Source organism: Paraburkholderia sp. 35.1, from assembly GCF_050436525.1.
GTDB classification, from domain to species: domain Bacteria; phylum Pseudomonadota; class Gammaproteobacteria; order Burkholderiales; family Burkholderiaceae; genus Paraburkholderia; species Paraburkholderia tuberum.
The window spans coordinates 82,733-106,873 of sequence record NZ_JBNDMJ010000002.1 but is presented as its reverse complement, the minus strand read 5'-3'; the positions used below and the strand labels follow the sequence as shown (position 1 = coordinate 106,873).

At 58.2% G+C, this 24,141-nt stretch carries 16 protein-coding genes; 6 read left to right on the top strand and 10 right to left on the bottom strand.

The genetic code is table 11. The annotated features are described in order from the left end of the window. Positions 1 to 5 precede the first annotated feature (5 nt). The gene (locus OKW27_RS06300; RefSeq protein ID WP_429334558.1) at positions 6 to 1,208 is read left to right on the top strand and encodes an IS91 family transposase; all 1,203 of its coding nucleotides are present in this window, start codon (positions 6 to 8) and stop codon (positions 1,206 to 1,208) included. Between the two features lie 687 nt (positions 1,209 to 1,895). On the opposite strand, the gene OKW27_RS06295 is transcribed toward OKW27_RS06300, so the two are convergent. Next, the gene (locus OKW27_RS06295) at positions 1,896 to 3,290 is read right to left on the bottom strand and encodes an SEC-C metal-binding domain-containing protein (RefSeq protein WP_429334557.1); all 1,395 of its coding nucleotides are present in this window, start codon (positions 3,288 to 3,290) and stop codon (positions 1,896 to 1,898) included. A gap of 168 nt (positions 3,291 to 3,458) precedes the next feature. Between OKW27_RS06295 and OKW27_RS06290 the strand changes: the two genes are divergently transcribed. Together OKW27_RS06290 and OKW27_RS06285 are read left to right on the top strand one after the other, a co-directional pair. Further along, positions 3,459 to 4,073, top strand: a complete 615-nt coding sequence (locus OKW27_RS06290) for a tyrosine-type recombinase/integrase (RefSeq protein WP_429332934.1) — start codon at positions 3,459 to 3,461, stop codon at positions 4,071 to 4,073. A 631-nt stretch (positions 4,074 to 4,704) separates the two neighbouring features. Continuing rightward, on the top strand, positions 4,705 to 6,171 hold the full coding sequence (locus tag OKW27_RS06285) for an amidohydrolase family protein (RefSeq protein ID WP_429332933.1): 1,467 nt from the start codon (positions 4,705 to 4,707) through the stop codon (positions 6,169 to 6,171). A 130-nt stretch (positions 6,172 to 6,301) separates the two neighbouring features. On the opposite strand, the gene OKW27_RS06280 is transcribed toward OKW27_RS06285, so the two are convergent. The 4 genes from OKW27_RS06280 to OKW27_RS06265 all read right to left on the bottom strand — a co-directional run bounded on the left by OKW27_RS06280 (position 6,302) and on the right by OKW27_RS06265 (position 10,738). After that, on the bottom strand, positions 6,302 to 6,865 hold the full coding sequence (locus OKW27_RS06280) for a YSC84-related protein (protein WP_429332932.1): 564 nt from the start codon (positions 6,863 to 6,865) through the stop codon (positions 6,302 to 6,304). Positions 6,866 to 8,218: 1,353 nt separating this feature from the next. After that, positions 8,219 to 8,863: a hypothetical protein gene (locus OKW27_RS06275; protein ID WP_429332931.1), complete on the bottom strand. Its 645-nt coding sequence runs from the start codon at positions 8,861 to 8,863 to the stop codon at positions 8,219 to 8,221. Positions 8,864 to 9,420: 557 nt separating this feature from the next. Continuing rightward, a complete protein-coding gene (locus OKW27_RS06270; RefSeq protein WP_429332930.1) occupies positions 9,421 to 10,032 on the bottom strand; it encodes a hypothetical protein in 612 nt (203 codons plus the stop codon). Positions 10,033 to 10,510: 478 nt separating this feature from the next. Beyond that, positions 10,511 to 10,738 (bottom strand): hypothetical protein, encoded by a 228-nt coding sequence (locus tag OKW27_RS06265; RefSeq protein ID WP_429332929.1) that lies wholly within the window; start codon positions 10,736 to 10,738, stop codon positions 10,511 to 10,513. Between the two features lie 448 nt (positions 10,739 to 11,186). On the opposite strand from OKW27_RS06265, the gene OKW27_RS06260 reads away from it, so the two are divergent. Beyond that, complete coding sequence (locus OKW27_RS06260) at positions 11,187 to 12,548, top strand: hypothetical protein (RefSeq protein ID WP_429332928.1); 1,362 nt, start codon at positions 11,187 to 11,189, stop codon at positions 12,546 to 12,548. A gap of 502 nt (positions 12,549 to 13,050) precedes the next feature. On the opposite strand, the gene OKW27_RS06255 is transcribed toward OKW27_RS06260, so the two are convergent. Continuing rightward, positions 13,051 to 13,947 carry a nucleotidyltransferase domain-containing protein gene (locus OKW27_RS06255; protein WP_429332927.1) on the bottom strand — a complete coding sequence of 299 codons (897 nt, stop codon included), beginning with the start codon at positions 13,945 to 13,947 and terminating at the stop codon, positions 13,051 to 13,053. A gap of 9 nt (positions 13,948 to 13,956) precedes the next feature. Beyond that, positions 13,957 to 14,943, bottom strand: coding sequence for a patatin-like phospholipase family protein (locus tag OKW27_RS06250; RefSeq protein ID WP_429332926.1), 987 nt, complete (start codon positions 14,941 to 14,943; stop codon positions 13,957 to 13,959). Between the two features lie 857 nt (positions 14,944 to 15,800). On the opposite strand from OKW27_RS06250, the gene OKW27_RS06245 reads away from it, so the two are divergent. Next, the gene (locus OKW27_RS06245; RefSeq protein ID WP_429332925.1) at positions 15,801 to 16,973 is read left to right on the top strand and encodes a sensor histidine kinase; all 1,173 of its coding nucleotides are present in this window, start codon (positions 15,801 to 15,803) and stop codon (positions 16,971 to 16,973) included. A gap of 453 nt (positions 16,974 to 17,426) precedes the next feature. Here OKW27_RS06245 and OKW27_RS06240 read toward each other — a convergent pair whose 3' ends face one another. Together OKW27_RS06240 and OKW27_RS06235 are read right to left on the bottom strand one after the other, a co-directional pair. Further along, positions 17,427 to 18,119 (bottom strand): potassium channel family protein, encoded by a 693-nt coding sequence (locus OKW27_RS06240; RefSeq protein WP_429332924.1) that lies wholly within the window; start codon positions 18,117 to 18,119, stop codon positions 17,427 to 17,429. Positions 18,120 to 18,532: 413 nt separating this feature from the next. After that, the gene (locus OKW27_RS06235; RefSeq protein ID WP_429332923.1) at positions 18,533 to 19,417 is read right to left on the bottom strand and encodes a LysR family transcriptional regulator; all 885 of its coding nucleotides are present in this window, start codon (positions 19,415 to 19,417) and stop codon (positions 18,533 to 18,535) included. Between the two features lie 128 nt (positions 19,418 to 19,545). On the opposite strand from OKW27_RS06235, the gene argC reads away from it, so the two are divergent. After that, on the top strand, positions 19,546 to 20,475 hold the full coding sequence (gene argC, locus OKW27_RS06230; protein WP_429332922.1) for an N-acetyl-gamma-glutamyl-phosphate reductase: 930 nt from the start codon (positions 19,546 to 19,548) through the stop codon (positions 20,473 to 20,475). 768 nt (positions 20,476 to 21,243) lie between these two features. On the opposite strand, the gene OKW27_RS06225 is transcribed toward argC, so the two are convergent. Beyond that, positions 21,244 to 23,448 carry an OsmC domain/YcaO domain-containing protein gene (locus OKW27_RS06225; protein WP_429332921.1) on the bottom strand — a complete coding sequence of 735 codons (2,205 nt, stop codon included), beginning with the start codon at positions 23,446 to 23,448 and terminating at the stop codon, positions 21,244 to 21,246. Positions 23,449 to 24,141: the final 693 nt, after the last annotated feature.

Below are 24,141 nucleotides of genomic sequence, written 5' to 3'. Positions count from 1 at the left end.
GCGCGATCATGCGCGCCGCGCTGGAGTTGGCGGACGTTCTGCGTCGCCACGGGCCAACGTATCGGGAAGTCCATGTCGACTCGCTCAGCCGGGAGCAGCGTCGCGTCATGAGCGCGATCGAGCAGTGTCGTACCGCAGCGCTCGGTGGCCACGTCGAACAGTGCGACACATGCGGACATCAGCGCATCGCCTATAACTCCTGCGGTAACCGGCACTGTCCGAAGTGCCAGTCGCTCGCCCGCGCGCAATGGCTCGAGGACCGCCAGGCCGACCTGCTGCCCGTACCGTACTTCCATGTTGTCTTCACCATCCCCGAGGAGATCGCGTCGGTCGCCTTCCAGAACAAGCGCGTGGTCTACGACATCCTGTTTCAGGCCACGGCCGAAACGCTACAGACGATCGCTTCCGATCCACGCCATCTCGGCGCGACCATCGGCTTCATCGCGATCCTGCACACGTGGGGGCAGAATCTTGTGCATCATCCCCACCTGCACTGCGTCGTCCCGGGCGGTGGCCTCGCACCCGACGGCAGCCGCTGGGTTGCCTGCAAGCCTGGTTTCTTCCTGCCCGTGCGGGTGCTTTCGCGTCTGTTCCGGCGACTGTTCCTCGAACGGTTGCAGCACGCCTTCGACGTGGGCGAACTGCGGTTCTTCTCCTCGCTGGCGCACCTGGCCGAACGACGCGAATTTGCCCGCTACCTGGCCGGTTCGCGGCACACCGAGTGGGTGGTCTATGCAAAGGAGCCGTTCGGCGGCCCGCAGCAGGTCCTCGACTACCTCGGCCGCTACACACACCGCGTCGCGATCTCCAACAACCGCCTCGTCGGCCTGAGCGCCGACCACGTCACGTTCCGCTGGAAGGACTATCGTCATCCGGGCCGGCCGCGCGTGATGCACCTGGACGCCCACGAATTCATCCGGCGCTTCCTGCTGCATGTGTTGCCGCGTGGGCTACAACGCATCCGCCACTACGGGTTGCTCAGCAATCGCCTGCGTGAGCCCCGGCTGACCGTATGCCGTCATCTGCTCAACGTCGAACCCACCGCCATGGCCTGCAGCGTTCCCGAACCTGACTATCGCGACCGCTACGCGAAACTCACAGGCCGCTCGCTCCGCGACTGTCCGGTGTGCTCGCGCGGGCGCATGCTGTGCATCGACCGGCTGTTACCCTGTGCGCCGCCGCGAGCACCACCGGCGAATTCCCGATGAATCTCGACCCCTTCTCCTGCAACACCGGTTCCAGCGCGTCTCGCAGGCACCGTTGGACACGCTTGGCCAGACGGCGCCGACCGTCCACGCACGCACCCCGCGTCGATTGTTCATCGTCTGCGTTGCGCGGACATTCCTTCCTCAACCCGGACCTCCAACCGTTCATCCCGGACGCTGCGAATACTGTCGTCGTGAACATCGCAAGCGCGCTTCGATTCAATGCCCATAGCCCAACCGTCTGCGGAGCGGTTTAGCTCAAAGAATTTTTAGCGAAGCACAGACGGCCCGCACGTTGTGCCAACGCGCGCCTCGTGCGCCGTCTGTGCTTCGCTAAAAATCCTCTGCCTTATCCTTCATATTGGCACCGTGCTCCTGCGGACCCATTGCCCATTCCTCGCAATGGAACCTCTTGCCGTCCCGGTCAGCCGCGGATGGTCGCGCCGCTCTTTCCTCGAAACGTGGCATCTGACCAGACGGTCAGCGGACGCGCAATGTCCACGCTGAACCGCGCTTCCAGCACGGGAATATCGACCCAACTTCCGGCATGCAAAGGGCGCCCGCCGCGGCACCCGGGATGACAAGTCGTCGCCATTGCGGTCATTGGGTCGATCGTCGGCCATGGGCCGCTATGGGTTGGCTCTGCAGTCGTTAGCCATCGGTTAGGGATGCCCTGAGGCAGGGGCAAAGCTAGCTTCCGATAAGGCAGCACTTCTTATACTTGCGCCCGCTACCGCAGGGGCACGGATCGTTTCGGCCGACCTTCTTAGGTCGCTCCCGTTTCCCTAGCACCGCCCTCAGCCCCTGATCGATTGGCATTGGAGTCAACATGTTTCGGGTTCTCTCGTCCATGTCCGCGTCTGGGGCCCATGGATAGGTCAGAGAAACTCCGAACCGTACGTTCTGCCCGTCGGAACCCATGCACAAGCCGAACCATTTCGCAGCTTTCTGCTTGTATTTCCTGCGTTGGCAGTAGGATTGCAAGCGCGGTAACGCGACATGTGTCGGCTCATCATTACAGTGGAAAGTGATGCCCGAGCCGCTCTCAGAGTAGGCGAATGACGCGTCATGCACCTTGCCGTCTGCACGCGTGCGGGCTGCCAGCCGATCGACTACATGGCTGATTTCGGTGATGGCCTGCTCGCTCATCTCCAGGAGCATAAAACCTAGATCGATAGTCGCAGGTTCTGGTCGCGCCTCGATCTCCTTGACCACTCGACCGATTGTCGTGCTACCGAAGCGGGTCAGAATGCCATCCGGGGTGGCCGCACCTTGTATGCCGGTGCGCCGAACTGCCATAGCAACATCGAGCCCGGCGGTAAAGTCATCGCCAATTTGCATGAGGTCGACGTCGCCCTGCACCCAAAGGTTCTGCTTGAGGTGGTAGCCGAGAACCGTCAGCTCATGCGAAGCCATAATCTGCTCCGCGTAGTTGGCGCGGCGGTTGACATAGCTAAGAAATTGTAGCGGGGTCTGCAACATCTCTGTCATGACATCAATGGCGAACACATCCATCACCAACGGTGCCTGCACGCAGTCGATATTCTCGGTTTGGAGGAACTGCCGCGCCTGGAAGCTCAGCGCCGGGTAGTGGTCGCTGACAACGCAGAAAAGATAGACCTCTCGAATATCCGTTGGCAGAGCAAGTTCGCTTCCGTCTGCCAACACGAGCTTACGACGCTTATCGAGGAGGCACTTCGCGCAGGTGATCCCTTGGTCATAAGCCGCCTGCACCGCCTTCTTAAAGTCGTCGCGGATGCTTTGGTCGTTTCCCTTCCGCGCTTCCAGCGTCAGTCGCTTAGACTTAGCCTGCACGATCACGACCCGATCACCCCACACTACAAGCACATCAATGTCGGACACCTTCGCAGCTTTCGTCTCAAATATGTCGACGTTCAAGTACACCCGATCGGCCCCAAAGACCAGCCCAAGGCGCTCTGCCACGAACATCTCGGTGAAGTCGCCCCGGTTCTTGTCTAGCGTCGGGAGATACGCCTTGTCTCGGGCCATCCAGTAGAAAGGCGACTCGTAGATCGTCTCAGCAAGCGAATAGGATTGCAGCGATAGGAACTCGCCATCCGGCATTCGCAGCAAAGGCGTCGCCGTGATGGATCTGGTCAAATTTCGATGTGAACCAGCCGTTGAGTCACGATGGTTGGGAATGCGCTGGCGGCAACAATCGGCACGATTGTGAACAGTGGCGAGAGCGTAGTTTCACAATGGAACTCCCATCGTTCCCTGTGGGAGTCTGCCATGAAGACCGAACAATCCCGTGAAGCGTGGAATAAAGGCAAGCTGGTCGGCCAGAAGCCACCGCTCAGACCCAAAGACGTCTGGGCCATCCGGATCCACCTTCAGAACGCTCATGCTGTCCGCGATCTTGCCTTGTTCAACCTCGCAATCGACAGTAAACTGCGTGGCTGCGATCTTGTCAGTCTGCGAGTTCGCGATGTCACTCACGTCAACCAGGTCTTGCCGCGGGCGCAAGTCGTTCAGCGAAAGACCCAGCGTCCCGTCCAATTTGAGCTGAGTGAGCCGACCCGGTCGGCAGTCCGCGCGTGGCTTGACAAGGCCGCCCTGCGATCGGAGCAGTACCTCTTCCCGAGTCGACTGTCGGCGTCCCCGCATCTTTCCACCCGGCAGTATGCCCGGATGATAAGTCGATGGGTGAGCGCAACTGGACTTGATCCGACAGTCTACGGCACCCATTCGATGCGCCGTACGAAGGCGACCTTGATTTACAAACGGACCAAGAATCTCAGAGCCGTCCAGTTGTTGCTCGGCCATAGCAAGATTGAAAGCACAATCAGGTATCTTGGCATTGAAGTCGATGACGCGCTGGAGATTTCCGAACAAACTGAACTCTAGTGCAGTCAGCGCTGGTCGCACGACGTGATGTTGCACGCGCATTCGTGCGGCCACTTTCTGTCGCGCCTCTTTCCGGCGAAGCGGGCAAGTTGTCGCCGCTCACCCATCCTGCGAAACCGTCACCCGAATGAATGGCGTGCATCGGAGATCCGCCCGAGGACCGTCGAGTACAGTTCGCCCAATGCCGACCATAGCGCGGGCTGGATTCTACGTCGGCAATGTTATGGATTGCCGACGGTAGCGGTGTCGAGCAGCCGGGCGACAGCTTCCGGCATCGCGAACTCACACTTCCGACCCTTTGCCGCCACCTGGTCCATAAGGACGGCGAGGACCGTTCTCAGTACTTCATCGGCCACTCACCCGGAGGAGCGTGTGCTACTCGCCGGCGAAATCCGTCATCGCACGCAGGACCGCCATTGTCGGGACTCGTTTCGCTTCCCAGATGCTTCTTCGCCCGACAGGCCACTACCTTTTATGCAAGCGATGTATCGACGCTTTGAACGCACGAGCGTTAATTGTTTGCCATACTTCCGTACGAATGTCGTTACTGTCCGCTGGTTGTTCCCGTTACCTGTTCAAAGGCCGCAAGCAGCGCTTCCGTGCATGGTGTTCAACTCAAATGGGGGCAGATATGGCTTCCGGAAAGTACAGCGGCGTCAACCGAACAAGCCGAACGTATTCCTGCTTCTGTAACAAGGCGCTTGCCCAGTATGCGAATCGCCGCATCGGCGCAGATCTCGCGCGACGAGGATTTCTGATCGGCATGGGGGCGGCCATGCTGAGTACCGTACTGCCGGAACTCGCGCAGGCACAGAGCGCGAGTCCCGCCGCCGCTGCGCCGCAGCCCGTCACGTTTACAAATTTCCGGCTGTTCGACGGCAAGTCGGCCGCCCTGCGCGATGGGATGTATCTCGTCGTCGAAGGAAGCCGCATCTCACAGCTGGGGCAAGGCCAGCCACCTGCGGCCGGAACGAACCGCACAGTCGATTGCGGCGGCAAGGTGATCATGCCGGGGCTGATCGAGATGCATTGGCATGCCATGCTCGCCGCACTGCCGATCCAGACGATCCTGCAGGCCGACCTGGGTCTGGTCTATCTGGCCGCGAGTGCGGAAGCCCAGCGTACGCTGCTGCGCGGCTTCACGACGATACGCGATATGGGCGGACCGACATTCGCGCTGAAACAGGCTATCGATGCGGGGATGATCCCTGGCCCACGCATTTATCCGTCCGGCGCGCTGATCACGACGACAGGCGGACATGGCGATTTTCGCCCGCTCACGGCCATCCCGCGTACCACGGGCGAAGTCAGTGAGCAGGAAAGGACTGGCGCGAATGCGATCGCCGATTCGGCGGACGAGGTGCGGTTACGCGTGCGCGAGCAGTTCCTGCAGGGCGCAACGCAGATCAAGATCATGGGAGGCGGCGGCGTATCCACGCCACGTAGTCCCCTCGACATGCTGACCTTCACTGAGCCCCAACTGCGCGCAGCCGTCGAAACCGCGGGCGACTGGGGAACCTATGTGGCCGTCCATGCGTATACGACGGAAGCCGTGAAACGAGCCGTGGCGGCAGGCGCGCAATGCATCGAACATGGGCACCTGATGGACGATCGTGCGGCCGAGACGATGGCGAAGAACGGAACATGGTTGAGTACACAACCATTTGTGAATGAAGACGACGTCGGGCCGCTAACGGGACCAGTCCTCGACAAGTTCCGGGAAGTCATCGTGGGCACCGATAACATGTACAAGCTCGCGCGCAAGCACGCGCTCAAGGTGGCGTTCGGGACCGACCTGATCTTTTCGCCAGCCGTGACGGCCCGCCAGGGTTTGATGATCGGCAATATGTCGCGCTGGTACAACGGCGCCGAGATTCTGCGGATGGTGACGGGACACAACGGGGAGTTGCTTGCGCTCTCCGGCGAGCGCAACCCCTATCCCGCCAAACTGGGGGTGCTTGAGCGGGGCGCATGGGCCGATTTGCTGGTCGTCGGTGGCAACCCGCTCGACAATGTGGCACTGCTCGCCGATCCCGACAAGAACCTGAAGCTGATCATGAAAGATGGGCGCATCTATAAAGATGCCATGCAGACCTAGACCTGCCTCTGATAGCTGCAGCTTTCATGGTTCGCGAATGTCGGCTTACGAGGAAGTCGAATGGTCGAGGTCGGCCAAGGTCGTACCAGATAAAAGAGGAGACTCCAACTCGACGGGGCCGTCGCTCACTTCACGGATTGAGCCTCGTAATTCGCTGGCCTTGTACGCCAAGCCCGGCCATCAATCCCTGCTGACCAAAGATAAATGCGTAGACGTCCGCCTGCAGCGTTGTGGTGTTCATCGACCTGGCTGCGCCCGCATCCACGACTACAATGGTCGGGCCTACGCCAACAGCCCAACCACTACTATCGAAGGGTTGGCGCGCGGCTGCGTCGGTCATCAGGAACAACGCCTCCGAAAGCGTCTGCGCACCAGCCTGCAGGCCCCACGAAACCCCTGTGTTTCTGAAGTAGCCCAGGACTTTGCCGTCGGAACCGAACAGTACGCCTCTTCCGCCTTGTCCGCCCACCCCGAGGCCAGCCCGGAGGATGTTCGGAAACACGAGAACTGCCTTCGCCCGATCATGAAGGTCTCTGGTTCTGGGCGCCGTGTCAAACAGTTGCTGCAGCGCCGCGCGCGCTTGGGCCTCCAGTTCTGCATCACCCGTTCCGGGCGACGAAGTCTCTTGTGTCGAACAGGCCGCCGTGAGCAGCAAAAACGGGACCACGAGAAAAAGCCGCAGATACTTGCTCATGACACGCGCTCCATTCGGAAGGCGACCTGGCGGTATGAAACGAACTCCCGCATCGGGATCTTCCCGGGTCATATCGATAGTGGCACCTGCCTGGCTTCAAGACAATTGGACTTTGGTCCAATAGCGGCGTGGCAGATGCGTGAAGCCATCCCCGGTCGCACTATGTTCCGGGAGTTGGCCTGCTCGCCGCGCGATGAGCTTTTCGTCAAGGCAGTGGGTACCGCAATCGACAAGCGCTACGTGGTCCCCTGACCGGACGAAGGTCCGGACAATGACTTGACGGCATGTTTTGGACCTGACGGTCCGGTATCCGTAAGGAGCCGCCCCTCGAATGTCAGTGTGAGAGCGCGGGCCAATGACCGTAGATGGCCGAACCCGGTCCGATAGCTGAATTGAGAATCGCTTGCCGGCCCGCAGCGGATGAACGTCGCAAGTCGACCCACATCAGCCCTTCGGGCCGGCCGGACATAAATGGCGGCTTCCGGAGTGCTTCGGACATCCGTCTTCGCACAGGCCGCTGCCGCACTTCGGCCAAAGCCGCCGCCGGAGAAGTGAAGGGCTGCCACATTAACGGGTGACCCCATGATGTTCGCTCCTATGGCTTTCTCAAAAAGGCTAGTCCATAATTCATTCACACGAAAGCGTCTGCCTTTTGCAAACTATCGTCGGACCCAAGGACGGGGAACGCATGGCAAAACATCAGATTGCGACGGCTTCAGGCTCGTCCATATTATTAAGTATGCACGGACCGATGGGTCCGTCGAATATGCTAGCCTCTCACCTCCTGGCTCATGCCATTGCGCCAGATCTCGACTCAGCCATGTTCGTGGTAAGCCTACCTGGCTAGAGGCACATCTCGCAACTCTATGGATAGGCACCTGTTGATATATTTTTAAACCGGCGATTGAAATGACAAGGAACATGTCCGTCGTGCTTTACGTTGCGGTGTTGATAGCCGTTGTTGTTAGTGTAGATTTACTGTTCTTTAGGAATCGATTCTGGGAACGGCTGATGGTGAACATCGGCATTGTCTTGGTATTTTCAGCCTTCTATTTAAGATTCCTGAACAACTCATAAGCAAAGCGACGCGGCACGAGCCCTGTGCCTAACACCGCGATCAACACGGACGCTTGACGCAACGTTAAATGACTGCCATGGCCGATGAAGGAGCATTCGCATTTGATGATCGGGTGGCCGGTTACGGAGCGGAGCCGACGCGTGAACGTCCGACCGATGGCGCATGTGAACGTCGCTTTGTGGCCGAGCCCGGAAGCTCAATCAAGCGGTGAGCACCGCTTTCGCTTTCGTCCAGCAGGCGTAGTTTGTCGCGACGACGGCGCGCCAGAAAATGGCTTAGTTTTGGACGTTTTTACCGTAGTCTTCCCAGTACCGAAGCGGATCGCGATATTGTGGATAGTGTAAGTTGAGCCACGCCGACAGTCTGGCCCAGTCGGGATGGTTGGTACCGGTTTGGGCAGACCATATTGACGATCTTTCAAGAACCAGACCGTTCAAGCGATCACGGACAACCAGGCTGCCCAGTCCGCTTGAACTGTTCGTCTGTGATTCAACCAGATACCGCGGCAGAATCCTGAGCTCCGCGTCCTCCGCCCACCCGTATACCGCGCGAACTACGCCGGTGGAATCTCGCAACTCCGTGGGTCCACTTCCCTGCCGAACGGCTGTCCAACCCTCAGGAAACTCAGCGACAACCTCGTTTTTTCCTTCCCTTACCCACTTCGCGTGCCATGCTTTCGCCATCGCCTCGCGTACGTGAGACACCGACTCGTAGCCAGTAGGCAGCTCGATCGCCATCGGAAGAGTAATGAGGTTGTCCTTCCAGAGTTTGGTTTCGTTGTCGACGCGCTCGACTACGTCGAACGCCCCGGCTTCGAATGGGTTCTCGGGCCGGCCGCTTACTTTCACGTTCCCGCTGGGCAGGCCTTCGAAAAGGCGCTCAGCATCGTGGCGGGTGAGTTTTGTCTTTCCTTTCTTCATGGTCTCACTACAACAAGATTGTCTCACTAACATGGAGGCTCTGACGTCCAAAGTCGGGCGCCACGTCCTCTCGCGTGCGCGAAGATGCGCGCGATTCTATTCTGCGCCATTTGCCTGTTACCGGCTCGCGGGGTGGCAATGGCGCGGCTTATGCTTGTTCATGCCGCCGGACATCAGATGGATCGAGCAACGCAAGTCAGAGGATGAGCGGACAGGCGATTATCGACTTCTCGCTAACGCTCATTCTATGAGAGCGGCTAACGAAGGAGATGGCAGAATCCGGACAACTGAACGCCCAAATACGACCCACTCCGGTCAGATGACTGCCTCCAAACCAGTCAGTCAGCCAAGTCCGGGGCTTGCCAAGTGGAGTGCCAATAAGCGGCCCTTGGCGACCTTATCCAATCGGCCAACTGCGGACGGTCGGACCAGCGGGCAGCTAGACATTCGGACGAGTTCGTGACTCTGAAAGGTGACATCCGTAGCTTGTGTATTCGCTTCGAGTTCGGTCGAACTTGCGCCGGAGTGAGGCCTGAGTTGTCAGTGAAGACGCGGCCTCACATCTGACGGAGAGACACCTGGTCCAGACTGATCGAAACCGCAAGATAGCCAGTCTGATCGGCTGACGCGGGCGCGACGACTAGTTCGACTTGGTTCCAAGCTCCAGGAAGAAGCGTATTAGTAACGCTGGTCTCCTTTGATTGCAGGCCTTGTTGCCACTTCGCTGCGTCAAAGCCGGGTGTTTCCCATTTTGCACTCGTTCCCCAACGAACAGTTAGCTTGGCCCCGTTGTAAGTCACGAAGGATGGATTCCCAATCGCCAATTTTAATTTGTATCCGTTGAGATACGGCGAAAAGTCAACCACAGAGACAAGTAGCTGGCCAAGGTTGGTTTTGACGACGGCGTATGATCGCGTCGTTGGATCCAGAATCACGAAAGGGCTCGCTTCCCATATGCCCTGCGTAGTTATCTGTAGGATAGACACCTGTCCTTGGAGATTCGCGATTGTTGCCTTGCTTTCTTCAAGTTGCCTAGACAATGAAGTCACTTGCGACCCAAGTTCATCGATCTTCTTGGTGGCGGCTGCCACATCCGCCTGGTTGGTCTGATTGCATGCTACCAATGTGCAAAGCAGCGGCAGTGCCGGTAGCACGTGCGCGAATCGCATGAATTCCCCTCGGTATGGTAATTTGTGGCTCGATGCCTGTTCTTTGTGTTGCCGGTCTGAGGGAAAATAGCCGAATCGTTACTCGAAATCAACAAGCAAAGGAAGCAAGGTCGGAAGGGCTGTCTCGCGCGATGTGGAGGAGTTCCTGAAGGCCAACATAGCCCGAGAGGGCACGAGGACTCGTAGTCGAGCCCCGTTGATCGCGTCAAGACTTTGCGGAATGCGCATTTCCATTACCACCCGAGGGGCAGGCCGCGTATGCGCGCGAAAGGCAGCAGAGCACATCAGAGCGGTCGTTGACATACCAGCCAGTCGAATGACGGCATCGGGTCAGGTTGTGTCAGCCCGCTCTTCAAATTCATCGCTGGAAAGCGGCCAGTGGAATCCCGTGTCCCTGAAGCGGCCAGTCGGCAGTGCGTACTCCCGACCCTTTCCGGACCATGAACCCGGCCCCACCTCTACGGCCGCTTTGATGTGTTCAACGGCCATCCACACATCCGAGCCGGCTGGCAACTCGGTGCCGGTGACTGATTTTCGCGGTTTCGGGGAAAACCGATTGGATCTCGTTTTGCCTTTTTGCGTGCGTACCGCTCATATCCGCATTGGTGAAAGTCTTTCCTGTGCAGATGCCGGCATTTTTTTGGGTATTCGGATTCTGCGCAATATGGCGCTGGTTCTTCTGTGCGTGCACCACAGAAAGTGCCACCAGAAGTCCTGCAAAGAGGCGTAAAACGCTGAGATATCGGCGCGCATTCGCGGCAGCAGTTGCTATTCTTCAGACGCGACGATCCACGTGTTTCCGGTCGGCCCTGCGGGTCGTCGGCAGCCATTCCGCGCACAACGCGGAATGGTACTGTATGCCGCGTCCGGGCCTAACCTCGGCTCACGACGCGCACTGCGTCGACTGCAGTCGCGCATGCATCTGGCTCGCCATGAGCAGTTCGCTAACTGGCCTGTCCTCGACACCCGTGGCGTTCAAGTCACGTTCGCCGTCCGTCCGACCGCAAGCCTTGCCAACCACGATGGTCATTGAACGTGGCTATTCGCGCCTTTCGCTCCGATGCGCCAAAGCATCCGGCGAATCCGACAGCCGGAGGTGGGAAATGTGTTCATGTCGTCTTGCACGTGATGTGCCCCGCGGATTAGCTGCATGCATGGTTGTCGTGGGTTTGGGATTTTCCGCAATATCCGACCCGGTACAGGCAGAGCTCGCATACATTACGACTTCGAGCGGCCTCGCGATTGCCGACACCTCAACAAACACCGTTCTGACGACTCTATCCGCGATCAGTTCGATTTACGGCGTTGCACTCAGTCCCGACGGTTCGCGAGCATACGTCGGGGGTCCCAACCTGATCTACGTCTTTGATACCGCATCTCGAACAGTTATTGCTCAACCTCAGGCGCCCTTGCCAGAACAGGTTGTTGTTTCTCCGGACGGAAAATGGGTCTATGCCTCTTCCGAAACCAGCCCTGACGTGAGCGTCATCGACACCTCGACGAACACGGTAATCAAGGTAGTGCCCACTGGACTGGAAGATGCCGCCAACATCGGTCTCACCCCTGACGGCAAGAAGTTGTTCGTCAGTGCCACAAGTCCGGTTTACGGGTCGTTCGTTGTCATCGATACAACGACCTTTGCGGTCACACAAATTCCATCACCCGAGACGAGGTGTGCAAATATCGCCATGTCCCCGACCGCACCTCGGGCATATCTTGCGTGCGACAGGGGGGTACTGATTCTGGATACATCGGCCAACACATTCGTGGGAGCCATCCAGAACCTTCCCTATGCGCAGTACGGGGTAATCTCCGTGGATGGCAAAACCTTGTATGAGGCAGCCCGGTACGCCCTCACGATCTACGTAATCGATTTGACTTCAAACTCTCTGCATACCCAAGTATCCTACAACGACGGGGCTCAAGCGCTAGGTCTTTCAGCGGATGGCAAAACGCTTTTTGTGACCAGTGAGAGCTCTCCGATTGTTGGCGAAATCGACACTACGTCCCTAGCGTCCGTCGGATCCATCTCCCTTACCGCGGGAACCTTCTCGGGATCTATAGCGATCCCCGCTGGAGCACTACAATTTGCCTCCTTCGCACCGAAAGTCAAGCTCGCACCGAGGTCTAAGGCGTTCGCATTCGACGCGACGTTCACGCTTGCGGCCACAGCGAGTGCGCTAACGCCGCAGACACAGTCGATGACGCTGACAGTCGGAGGCCTGACGCTGACAATTCCCGCTGGCTCACTGCAGCAAAAGGATTCACAAGGAAAAAGGTACTTTTTCGCGGGTACCATCAATAACACCAGGCTGACTGTTTTCCTGGAGGGAACGAACCTTGGGCCCTACAGGCTATCAGTCAAGGGTGAGGACTGTCACCTTAGCGGGATCGAAAATCCGTTGCCAATAGCGCTCACCATTGGAAACAACAACGGGACAGCCAACGTGAACCCGGACGTCAGGGAAGGGCGGAAAGGCGGCACGGCGGATCATGATGACTCACCGAAGGACTGAAGAGATTGTTGCGACGGGCTGGCCCTGACCGCTTTGACACGCACTGTCGAACCTGGGAGTCCCCTTTTTTGTCTCGCACTATCGGTCTGGCGTCCGACGAAGGAACGCCATGCGAGGCAGTCCCGCATATGACGTCCATGCGCCAGAAGTACGACATTATCCAGGCGAGTACCAACACAACGAGTGCAGCGGATAGCTACGCCGAGATGCTCGCGTACCACCGCGGAACAAAGCACTCGGGAGGATAGGCGTGCGTGTTCGGGAGGCCAATGGCCGCATGCGATTGGAGAACCGACGTCTGAAGCTCTGTTCGACAATAGTGGCGAATGACACTTCATGGCCGAACCCGGAAGTACCGGATCAAACTGCAAGGCGCGGCCGCTGACGTAGACCGAACTTTCGCGGCCGGTCAAGAGTTGCCATCGGTTGCACGACGGCGGCAGGCGGTCAGACTGAGAACAGGCAGTCCTCGCGCCGTTCCTCCGACGCGGACAGAAGGCGGCTACCAGCCATTCCAAAGAACTACGATACCCTGCATGAACGTCGTGCAGTCCTGGCTGTTCCAGGTTACATCGCCATTGCCGTCGAGCAACTTGTATTGCTCGTTCGCACAGAGGAACTTCGAGCGATCGGCCGCCAGCAGCCAGTTGATGGAATTCACCATCGAGTCGACATAGCTAACGCCGAAGCAATGTGTCGGCACATTGTAGAGGAGCCCTTCAAGGTAGTAGGAGGGCGCGGTTCCGGCCTTGATATGACCAAGCTCGATCATGTGCTGGCGGGCGTTCTTGAAGATGCGGATAATGTGCTTAAACCATTCGCTGGTCTGTTGGTTCTTGGTAACGAGGTTCTCGCGGTGCTGCCTTGGATAGTTGATGATCCGCGTCCCATCAGATTTGTGAAAGCTGATGCCGAGCATGTAGCCGTGTTCTCCTTCTCGGTCTGACACATACCAGGTGTACTTCCTGTGCTGAGTCGCGACTAGCACGTCCGCCTTCCGCCGACTGTAGAAGGGCTCAATCATTACTGCCTTAGTGCCGGCATGAACGTGGGCACCAAAGCGCGCCGTTAGGGCCCCCAGCACGTCTTTGCGAAAGTGGTGATGGGTATAGGTCGCGACGCCGTGCGAAGACCGGAACGCATGTTGCTGATCGAGCGGCAGGCCTGACAAATCATAGGTAAAGATCGCGTCAAGCCGGATGACAACATCGACATCGCTCTCCTTAATGATGTTCGTGTCGTTGCCGTAGGATCCCTGCAGGAATATCTTGTAGCTCTTGCCGCTGTAGCCGGTTCCATCTGCTTCTAGGGCCAGTTTCACTGTCGCGTAGGTGTCTTTCGACGTCGTCTGCGCCCCGATCTGTGCCATACGGGTCAAGTCATCTTCCGGGATCGCCACGGCTTCTCCTCAAGAGAAAAGTTGTCGGAGTTGATGCTCGTGCTTGCCGAACGATTCGAGGCCGCGCCGGTAGAGCAGCTTCAGTTTTTCGATGTTGTGCTCCATGAGATCAGCGGCCATGTCGGGGGTGGTGTAGCTGTCGTTAATGCGAACCATCGGCACGTCCGGGCAGAGCAGCGTGGCGAGCTGTTCCAAAGAGTGCGTATTTATCCCCAGTGTCTTGTGCAACAGCCGGACGAGAAAAAACCTCTCGATGGCCCACTTGTGCCAGTATTTGGGCGGTTCGGGGTAGTTGCCGACACCGAGGCTGACGACGCGCAAATCTTCATAGGCGTATCCCAACGCCTTCGTTGCGTCGACGATGGCGTAGAGAGTTGGGTTGTTAGCGCAGTAGCCACCGTCGATCAGCTCGACATCTCCGTCGTTGGTCTTGACCAACTTACGGTTGAAGATCGGATAGGCGGAGCACGAGGCAACAACAGCGTCCGCTACGGACGCGCCGAAGCCCGGCTTAAAGGTGCCTTTGCTCCCATGGGCCTGGCCGATGTGTGCCTTGAAGATCATCGGCTTCTCTTCGAGCCAGCGTGCGGTCACGATGCCTATGCCGGTCTTCATGTCGGTGAATACCGTACCATCGAACACCCGTGCAGCCAGCCCTTCCAGCGCGGCCGACCTAGCGTTGCTGCCGCCCACGCTCATTAGGCGCGGAACCTCCGCCTCATAGAGCTCGCGGATATCATCAACGCTTCGCCCTAGCGCGAGCAACGTCGCGATGATGGCGCCAGTGCTTGTCCCGAAGATGAGATCAAAGCGCTCGCAGAGTGGTGTGTTGTCGAGCATCGCTTCGAGTTGCTTCAGGACCCCCAGTGTGTAGAAACCTTTCGCACCTCCGCCATCGAGGCTGAGGATGCGGAAGGGGGGGCGGCGGTCGGCTTCGGATTCGTCTAACATTATCGTAATGTAACCGAATGTGGGCCGCCTTTTGGTGACCTTCACCCGATGGCTTTCCCATCAGATAAAAAATGTCAAAACTTGCTTAGTGAATCCGGGAAGTCTCACGATTTCCGTTTTTTCATTCTCACGTAGCCGGTCGCAGTCTCGCTAATTCTGTTTTCCGCACACTACAACTGTAACCGGACCGGGGTTTGACAAGCGGAGCACGCAGCAGATTCGATGAACACTCGTCGCGACTCAACCTCATCGCCGTGAGCGCAGTAAAAACCCGGTCCAGCACAGTCGGTTCATTCTGCTCAACTCCTGAAGGTCTGTTTGCAAGGGCGGAGCAGCCGTTCGAGTGTCTGCGCGTGTACCCCCGGCGAGTGTCGGAAACTGGCCGGGTTGAGGCAGTGTCACCGGCAATTTGCTCGCCGGAGACCGGCCATTGAGCGAGGGCGGACGAGACCCAGGCTATCCGAACTGGATGACGACCTCGACCGGCCGCTCGTGGCCGGCTGCTGCCTGACGTCGAGGGGCGGCACGCGACCCTCTCCGGACGTTCATCCCCGCGTGACCTCTATGGCCGCATTCAGGGTTCAACGGTCATCAAAGTGCCCGGCGCGAACAGATCGTCGCCCTATGCGTATTGGGTAGGCGAGCGGCGGCGGAAAGCGGTAAAAATTTGCCGTGTAAGTAGTTGAAATCTTACTAATATGGAAAAGGTGTCGGTCCGGCCGGTCCTGAATGTCGTGTCCCCTCGACACCGTTCTGCCTATCCACTGCTTCCGGCTGATTAGTCGGTGGAATGAGCGGGCGCCAATCGACCTGTCCGGTGCGAGGCTCTGAATGCCGTCACAATCCTGTTGCAATGGCGCGTTTCCGTGCGGACGTCGAAAACCTTGTGCGGGGATTTGGTCATGACTTTTCCTGCGCAGGATCAGGGCGGGCCGCTTACTGGACACGAAGATGCAACCTTTCGGTTTCGCAAAGATTGCATCAAATCGCTGATCGAACTGATTCCATATCCAGTCGTTGTTCTGGACGACTGGCTTACGATCATCTGCACCAATGCCTGTGCAGCATCGCTGCTCGGCTATACGACGGAAGAACTCTCCGGCGTGTGCTGGAGCACAGTCTTTCCTCAGTTGACAGCACCCGGTGGAGAGTCCCCGACCGAAGTGCGATCTTTCGGTGATGAGCCGTCAGCCCGCGGCGCAATGAAACCCGTCATTGCAAGGCGCAAGGATGGCGGCTGTGTTGCCGTGAACATCAGGAGCACGCGGTGCCCAACAGAGCTTTCGCCCGCCTGGAGGCTGGCTTTCCTCGAGGTGAAAGCTGGTCGGGACGAGGAACTGGGGGCGCATCTGGCACGGATGTCGGAACTGGAGTTTATGACAGTTGGAGTGGCCCACGAGATCAGGCAGCCGCTGACGGCGATCCTGAGCAATGCAGAGGCGGCGCAGCGGATTCTCGGGATGGATGTGCCAAACCTGTCTGAGTTGCGCGAGGCGATGGCGGACATCGCGGATAGCAGCTTCAGGGCCAACGAAATTGTCCGGACGATGCAGCAGCTGGCCAGACGGGCTCCCTACGAAACGCTCCCCCTCGACATGGGCAACCTGGTCCGCTCAGTGGTTCAGCGCATGCGTCGCGATCCTGCCGTGCGCAACATACAGATGACGTTAGATATCGTCCCGGACTTGCCGGTCGTGCACGGCAACAACATACAGCTGCAGCAGGTCATGGCCAACTTGTTGATGAATGCATTCGATGCGGTAGAAGGATGTTCCGCAGAGGACCGGGTTGTTTCCATAGCAGTGATGGGCGCACTGGACGGAAGCGGCGTGAGCATTGCTGTAAGCGACCGCGGCCTGGGTTTGAGCACCGAGCAGATCGGCAGATTGTTCACGCCGTATATCACGTCGAAGGCACACGGGCTGGGATTAGGCCTGCCGATCAGCAGCACCATCATCACCATGCATGGTGGGCGCCTGTGGGCCGAAAGTAATGGCGAACGCGGCGCAGTGTTTCATATCCTGCTCCCGGCGCGGGGCACGGAAGAAGAAACCGGTTCGCCGCGAAAATCATGAACACGTTCCTCCCAAAGTGTTCGAGGTCGAGGACGACGAACGCGTGCGCAGCGCGCTCGTACGGCTGCTACGGCTAAGCGACCAACGGGTGAAAACGCTCGGAAGCACTGAGGCATTCATGGAACACGCGAATCTCGCCGACGTTCCGGCGAGACTGCTGCTGACCTGCAACTTCCGGGCTGAGCCGGCTGGCTCTGCAACGTCGGTTGCGCGTGATGCTTCCGATTATCATCCATAGCCGTCTCGGGTTGTCAAAACGCTATTGCCCAGTATCGGATAGGCGCACGACAGGACTGCCAGATGCTGCTGCCCCTTTGAGCCTTTGTGGTCGAACCTTGACGATCGTCGTGCGATCGACTATTGCCTTGCCACGACCGGCAGCAAGCGACCATGGCAATCGCGGCTATCGCCTTTCGGAAGTCGGCTTGCGCGCGCAGGCAATTCGTTGACCGCCTACGGCGCTCCGTCGTCGATGTAACTCTCTCGCGGCGGATAAACCCCCGCCAGGCGGGCGATGAGTATCGCGACGAATAAAGCCCCGGTTATCTGCTCGATCATGCATATGCCGCGCGCCGGGCGCGTGAGCGGCGTAATGTCTCCGAAGCCCGTACTGGTGAGCACGGTTATGCTCAGGTAAAGGGCGTCGGCATAGACCAGTCGTCCCGGTTGCCCGACGATCATGTATGACTGCGGGTAGAAGAATCCGATGATCGCGTAAAGGTACGCCCAGAGCACACCGATCAGGAGATACGCCGCCGCAGCGCCAAACAGCTTGTCCTGCGTCATGATCCTCGGCTGGAAAACGTAGCGCAGTAGATACGCGGTGGTCATGAAATAAAGTGCGGCGCTGAACATCCACGACCATGTCAGATCCGTGTCGCTGTCGCGCCAGAGACCGAGATACTGGAACCACACCGCGGGAACGGCGAGTAACAGCGCGATGACGAACGACAGTGTCGTGCGCCCGACAGCTGCGACCGTCGCGATGAGGAGGAACATGTTGACACCGTTCACAATCAGGCGGCCGTGGTCGCTCGCGGGGACGAACGACACCGCGCCGATGAGAATGAGCAGCACGACAAACAGCCAGAAGCAGCGCTGGAAAAAAATATGCGGCAGGGAGTCACGCGTGGCACCGATACCCATATTGATCTCTCGCTCGGTTCGTAATTGCTGGTGACTCGTAAGGTCGCACGCGCGCCATTGCGAGCGCAATGGGTTTGTTCCCATTGCGCTAGGTTTGAGCCCATGTGCCAACTCGAGAACGCCAAAGGGCAGTGGCGCCGACGAAGCAACGTTCGCCTTCGACGATTGAATGGCCGTTTGCGGGCAGAGCCGCCGTCTAAACGTCCCAACGGCGCGACGGGCGAATGTCGCTTGATGGCCGATCCCGGAAATCGAGCGGCCTCCGGTGATCGTCGGCCGCACCTCCGCGTCGAACTTCCGTAGCCGACCCAATTCGGTCAGTCAAATTTCTACAAACCGGCCATTCGTTCGTCGTGGCGTGCAACAAGGCTACTGTTTCAGCGAAAAGGAACCTAAGCGGCAAATGGCAACTCCTACGCCAATCGCAAATCCCACAACACATCAAGTACGTGTTGCGTGGAACGCTCAACGTACCCCGCACGATGTGCAATACCGAGCCGTCGCCACAACGCTGGGCGCAGCGGACGCATGACAATGCGCCTGTCGGGTAATGGCGTAGTGGCCTCATGGGGCAACAGCGCTGCGCCGTAACCTGCCGCTACCAGACTCTTGATCGCGTCGTTGTAGTTGAGCTGAATGCGCGGCGCAGGATGGTGCCCTCCGGTCGCGAACCACTCCGCAGTCAGACGCGAGAGACGCGTGGTCGCGTCGTTGAGAATGAGAGGTTGGGTGGCGAGCCATTCAGGGGTAACGCGGGCCGGACACCGCCAATGCGCCGGCACAACGGCCATCACAGGGTCGCGGCGCCAAGGCTTTATCACGAGTCCAGCTACCGGGGGCTGAGGCAGCGCGACCAGCCCGACATCCAGCGTTCCATCCACCAGCCGGGACAGGGTTTCTTGCGAAGTAAGCACTGCAATCTGAATGTCGATGGCGGGATGGTGCTCGCGCAGGACCTCGAGCGCTTGCGGCAGCAGGTGCGCGATCACGCCCGTGGACGCGCCGAGACGCGCACGCCCTTCGAGCCCCTCTACTTGGCGTTGAATATCGTCTAACGCCTGCTCCGCGTCGGCCAGCAGTCGGCGCGCGCGCTCCACTAGCACCTCGCCTATAGACGTCGGCCCCACATGTCCGCGCTTGCGTAACAGGAGTGGAGCCCCAATGCGGTCTTCGAGTTCGGCGATGTGGAGGCTGACCGTTGGCGGCGCTAGGTGCAATGCACGCGCCGCATCGGCAAATGAACCACGGTCGGTAACGGCGACCAGAGTGCGCAAGCGGTCCAGGCTGATCTCTCGCATGACGGCGTCCAGATTCAGAAAAACTGAATGTTTACGTTATGAAATTCAACTTTCTCTATTCTAGCCGTCCGCGCAACATAGGGGCTCGTTTTACCTGTTACAACCCACAGTCAGCGGAGTCACCCACTATGAGCTCTCCCGTAGTTTTCATCGACGGCGACCAAGGCACCACCGGGCTGCAAATCCACGACCGGCTGCGCAATCGGACCGACATCAGACTGTTCACACTTGCCGCGGCGGAGCGCAAAGATTCGCGGCGTCGCGCAGAAGCCATCAACGCCTGCGACATTGCCATCCTCTGTTTGCCGGATGCCGCCGCGCGCGAGGCAGTGGACGCCATTGTCAATCCTGCCGTCCGAGTTATCGACGCAAGCTCCGCCCACCGCACACAGCCGGACTGGACTTACGGTTTTCCGGAAATGACGCCGGGGCAGGCTGAGCAAATTGCGAAAGCATGTCGGGTCACCAATCCTGGTTGCTATCCGACCGGTGCAGTTGGCCTGCTGCGTCCGTTGGTGCAGGCCGGGCTCATACCGGGCAATTACCCGATCAGCATTCATGCGGTATCCGGCTACTCCGGACGCGGGCGTGCCGGCGTGGAGGAACATGAGGGGCCAGGCGCTGCCAACGCGCCCTCATACCAGGTCTATGGCCTGGAACTCACGCACAAGCACACGCCGGAGATCCAGCAGCACGCCTGGCTTGCGCAGCGTCCCATTTTCGTCCCTGCGTACGGAGCGTTCCGCCAGGGCATCGTGGTGACGGTGCCGCTGGCGTTGCGGCTGCTGGCACCCGGCGTGGATGGCGCCACGTTACACGCATGCCTCGCACGCCACTATGCCGAGGTAACTCACGTACGAGTCTTGCCGCTGCACGAATCGCGCGCCTTAAAACACCTGGATCCGCAAGTGCTGAACGGTACGAACGACATGCACTTGAGCGTATTTCATGACGTGGAACACGGGCACGTCCTGCTGTCTGCGGTTTTCGATAATCTTGGCAAAGGCGCATCCGGAGCTGCGGTTCAGAATCTGAACCTCATGCTCACGCGGCAATAGTGGCCGCTGGCCTGAGCTAACGTTCGGCCGCCCCATATGCCGACAATTGTTGCCAATCTGGTCGTGGCCGTCGAATGTCTCATGCTGGCCGATAGCACCAGTTCGATGAACATTTTACAGAGCCGACATTGGAGTCCTCAAGGCGGCTTTCGGGTTGATGGTGTGAACGCGTACTGCCGGCCACAAGCAGTCAGTCGATGCCGCGCCATGGATCGTGGACGATCCGCCGATCAACCCGGCCGACGCTCTGCCTATCAGGTGACCACCCGTCAGGGAGACCTTGGAGGGTACGTGCACGCCTCGGCACGGCGAACATCGGCGACGCGTTCGCGCGAATCGTCGTATGGGTTCTACGAACCGATTCAACAGGCACAGATTCCGATCTGCCGAACATCAGTGGTCTCGGTGCAACAACCCGTGAACGTGACCGGAAGGGTTAGCGACCACGAACGTATCCGCTCTGGTCGTGACAAGGTGGGCGGCGCCCGACATCTCATCGGCGGGGGGGGTGAGATAGCGGACTATTGTCGGTCATCCTGCCCGCCCGAAAAAGCGACATTACATCGTTGCCCGAAGCGGAAAGCTCGACTTCTGACCGCCGTTAAAAACGGGGACTACCGAAGGCCCTCGATCTGCCTTTGTAGCTGACCATCAACGCTGACGGCATCAACATTGATGCACGCCGGCGCAGAGGGTCGCTCAAGTATCGAACGGGCGTTTTTTGAGGGGGATGAACGGTATCATCGCGTCCAGCCATGACTCGCAACCCTACTTCGCTGTAGCCGCTGCATTGGCCCGCGCCTTATGCAATTTTTTGTAACTGCCGATCAGGCGATGGTGCCTGTCGAGGCCCTCCAATTTCATACTCGTTGGCGTTAGCCCAAAGAAGCGCACGCTGCCGTCCACTGTCCCAAGTACCGCGTCCATCCGGGCGTTGCCAAACATTCGACGGAAGTTGACCACGTAGTCGTCCAGTTCAAGGTCGTCATCGAGCATCACCTCCAGGACCACATTCAAGGCCTGGTAAAACAATCCGCGCTCGACCGTGTTGTCGTTGTACTGCAGAAAAGCTCCGACCAGCTCCTGCCCTTCCTCAAATTGCTTCAAGGCGAGATGAATCAACAGTTTCAACTCGAGAACTGTTAGCTGCCCCCAGTCCGTATTCTCGTCAAATTCGATGCCGATCAAAGTGGCAATATCGGAGTGCTCGTCCAGCTCACTGTTCTCCAACCGCTCAAGCAGTGCTGCCAGGGAGGCATCGTCCAGTCGATGCAAGTTCAAAATATCCGCGCGGAACAATAGCGCCTTGTTTGTGTTATCCCAGATCAAATCCTCTACCGGGTAAACTTCCGAATAATCGGGCACCAAAATCCGGCAGGCTACGGCACCCAGTTGATCATACACCGCCGTGTACACCTCTTTGCCCATGTCTCCGAGAATACCGAACAAGGTTGCTGCTTCCTCGGCATTGGAGTTTTCACCCTGGCCCGAAAAATCCCACTCAACAAACTCGTAATTCGCTTTGGCGCTGAAAAAGCGCCACGACACCGCACCGCTGGAATCAATGAAGTGCTCAACAAAGTTGTTTGGTTCAGTCACGGCGTTACTGACAAAGGTGGGCTGAGGTAAATCGTTCAGGCCTTCAAAACTACGCCCCTGCAGTAATTCCGTCAGACTCCGTTCCAGCGCGACCTCGAAGCTTGGGTGCGCGCCGAACGAGGCAAAGACACCGCCTGTGCACGGGTTCATCAAGGTGACGCACATCACTGGGTAGGTCCCACCCAGCGACGCATCCTTTACCAGCACCGGAAAGCCCTGCTTTTCCAATCCATGAATCCCGGCCAGAATGCCAGGGTATTTCGCCAGCACTTCGTGCGGCACATCAGGCAAAGCGATTTCGCCTTCCAGAATTTCGCGCTTTACCGCCCGTTCGAAAATTTCGGACAGACATTGCACCTGCGCTTCGGCCAGCGTATTACCGGCACTCATGCCATTGCTGACGAACAGGTTCTCGATCAGGTTGGACGGAAAATACACCACTTCGCCGTCCGACTGCCGCACAAACGGCAGCGAACAGATGCCGCGCTCCACGTTGCCGGAGTTGGTGTCGTATAGATGCGAGCCATACAACTCGCCATCGGGATTATAAATTTCGACGCAGTACTCATCCAGAATTTCAGCCGGCAGCGCATCCTTAGGGCCAGGCTTGAACCAGCGCTCATTCGGGTAATGCACAAACTCCGCATTGGCGATGTCTTCGCCCCAAAATCCACCGCCATAGAAATGGTTGCAATTCAGTCGCTCGATAAACTCTCCCAACGCTGACGCCAACGCGCTTTCTTTGGTCGCTCCCTTGCCATTGGTAAAACACATCGGCGAATGCGCATCGCGAATATGAAGCGACCACACATTTGGAACAATATTGCGCCACGAAGCGATCTCTATCTTCATGCCCAAGCCCGCCAGAACGCCCGACATATTGGCGATGGTTTGCTCCAACGGCAAATCCTTGCCCGCAATATAGGTGCTGGCATCAGAAGCCGGCTTCAACGTCAGCAACGACTGAGCATCGGCATCCAGGTTTTCTACCTCTTCAATGACAAACTCGGGCCCGGCTTGCACCACTTTTTTCACCGTACAACGGTCGATGAAGCGCAAAATACCTCGGCGGTCCACTTCCGAGATATCCGACGGCAACTCAACCTGAATCTTGAAAATCTGTTGGTACCGGTTTTCCGGATCAACAATATTGTTCTGCGACAGGCGGATATTTTCCGTAGGAATATTGCGACTTACGCAGTACAACTTCACAAAGTAAGCTGCACACAACGCCGATGAAGCCAAAAAATAATCGAAGGGACCAGGCGCCGAGCCATCGCCCTTATAACGGATAGGCTGGTCGGCCACTACTGTGAAGTCATCGAACTTGGCTTCAAGACGTAGCTTATCGAGAAAGTTGACTTTAATTTCCAAGGGGGAATCCTAAAAATGGTGCTCAAAATGATGTAGCCGCTATTAATCCGTCGCCAGGTGCAGTTGCTGTTGCAGATCGCGAATGTTGCTAGCGGTGTCCATTGAAGCGCTGACGGTGTCCGTTTTGTCCGCTAGCGTCACTTTGCCCCCGGAGCACGAACTCACTGCCCGGAACGACTGACAAAGCGCACTACGATAACACTCTCACCGCCATCAATACGAACAGTGGTGAGGGCCGCCTAAGAAACATCCAAAGTGCCAAACTGCTTGGCGTTTTTGGTCTGCGCGCTGAGATGTCCGCCGTCCGAGATCAAAAATGACCTCCGGTATTTGCGCTTGCTGCCGCTTCAGGCCAATGCGCTAATCGCGCGCCTCGACAGCCGCATTCGCCAAATTCGGGGACACGCCGAACGCTAGCCAAATCAACGGACATCCTGCCGCTCTCCCTTGCTGAAACGCAACGGTGACAGAATTGGCAATCTGACTTCCTAGCCTTACCGGGCGCGGGCCACACCAGTTCTCGCCAAAAACCGTGAACGTTATTAGCAGAAACGGTGAACAGCAACACCTTGCGGCGATGATATGCAACGCTCGGACTCGCTAGCAGTCACAGCAGGACCCGCGGATCGGGGCCGATCCAGATGGTTGGTCCCGGTTCGAACGGCTGCTTCGGAGAAATCCGGCCGACTGCTG

What these genes read in the sequence shown, in the direction of transcription:
- OKW27_RS06280 (WP_429332932.1), bottom strand. Translation starts at nt 6,865, where the DNA reads ATGAGCAAGTATCTGCGGCTTTTTCTCGTGGTCCCGTTTTTGCTGCTC.
- OKW27_RS06245 (WP_429332925.1), top strand. Translation starts at nt 15,801, where the DNA reads ATGACTTTTCCTGCGCAGGATCAGGGCGGGCCGCTTACTGGACACGAA.
- OKW27_RS06260 (WP_429332928.1), top strand. Translation starts at nt 11,187, where the DNA reads ATGGTTGTCGTGGGTTTGGGATTTTCCGCAATATCCGACCCGGTACAG.
- OKW27_RS06275 (WP_429332931.1), bottom strand. Translation starts at nt 8,863, where the DNA reads ATGAAGAAAGGAAAGACAAAACTCACCCGCCACGATGCTGAGCGCCTT.
- OKW27_RS06240 (WP_429332924.1), bottom strand. Translation starts at nt 18,119, where the DNA reads ATGGGTATCGGTGCCACGCGTGACTCCCTGCCGCATATTTTTTTCCAG.
- OKW27_RS06295 (WP_429334557.1), bottom strand. Translation starts at nt 3,290, where the DNA reads ATGCCGGATGGCGAGTTCCTATCGCTGCAATCCTATTCGCTTGCTGAG.
- OKW27_RS06235 (WP_429332923.1), bottom strand. Translation starts at nt 19,417, where the DNA reads ATGCGAGAGATCAGCCTGGACCGCTTGCGCACTCTGGTCGCCGTTACC.
- OKW27_RS06285 (WP_429332933.1), top strand. Translation starts at nt 4,705, where the DNA reads ATGGCTTCCGGAAAGTACAGCGGCGTCAACCGAACAAGCCGAACGTAT.
- OKW27_RS06290 (WP_429332934.1), top strand. Translation starts at nt 3,459, where the DNA reads ATGAAGACCGAACAATCCCGTGAAGCGTGGAATAAAGGCAAGCTGGTC.
- argC (WP_429332922.1), top strand. Translation starts at nt 19,546, where the DNA reads ATGAGCTCTCCCGTAGTTTTCATCGACGGCGACCAAGGCACCACCGGG.
- OKW27_RS06270 (WP_429332930.1), bottom strand. Translation starts at nt 10,032, where the DNA reads ATGCGATTCGCGCACGTGCTACCGGCACTGCCGCTGCTTTGCACATTG.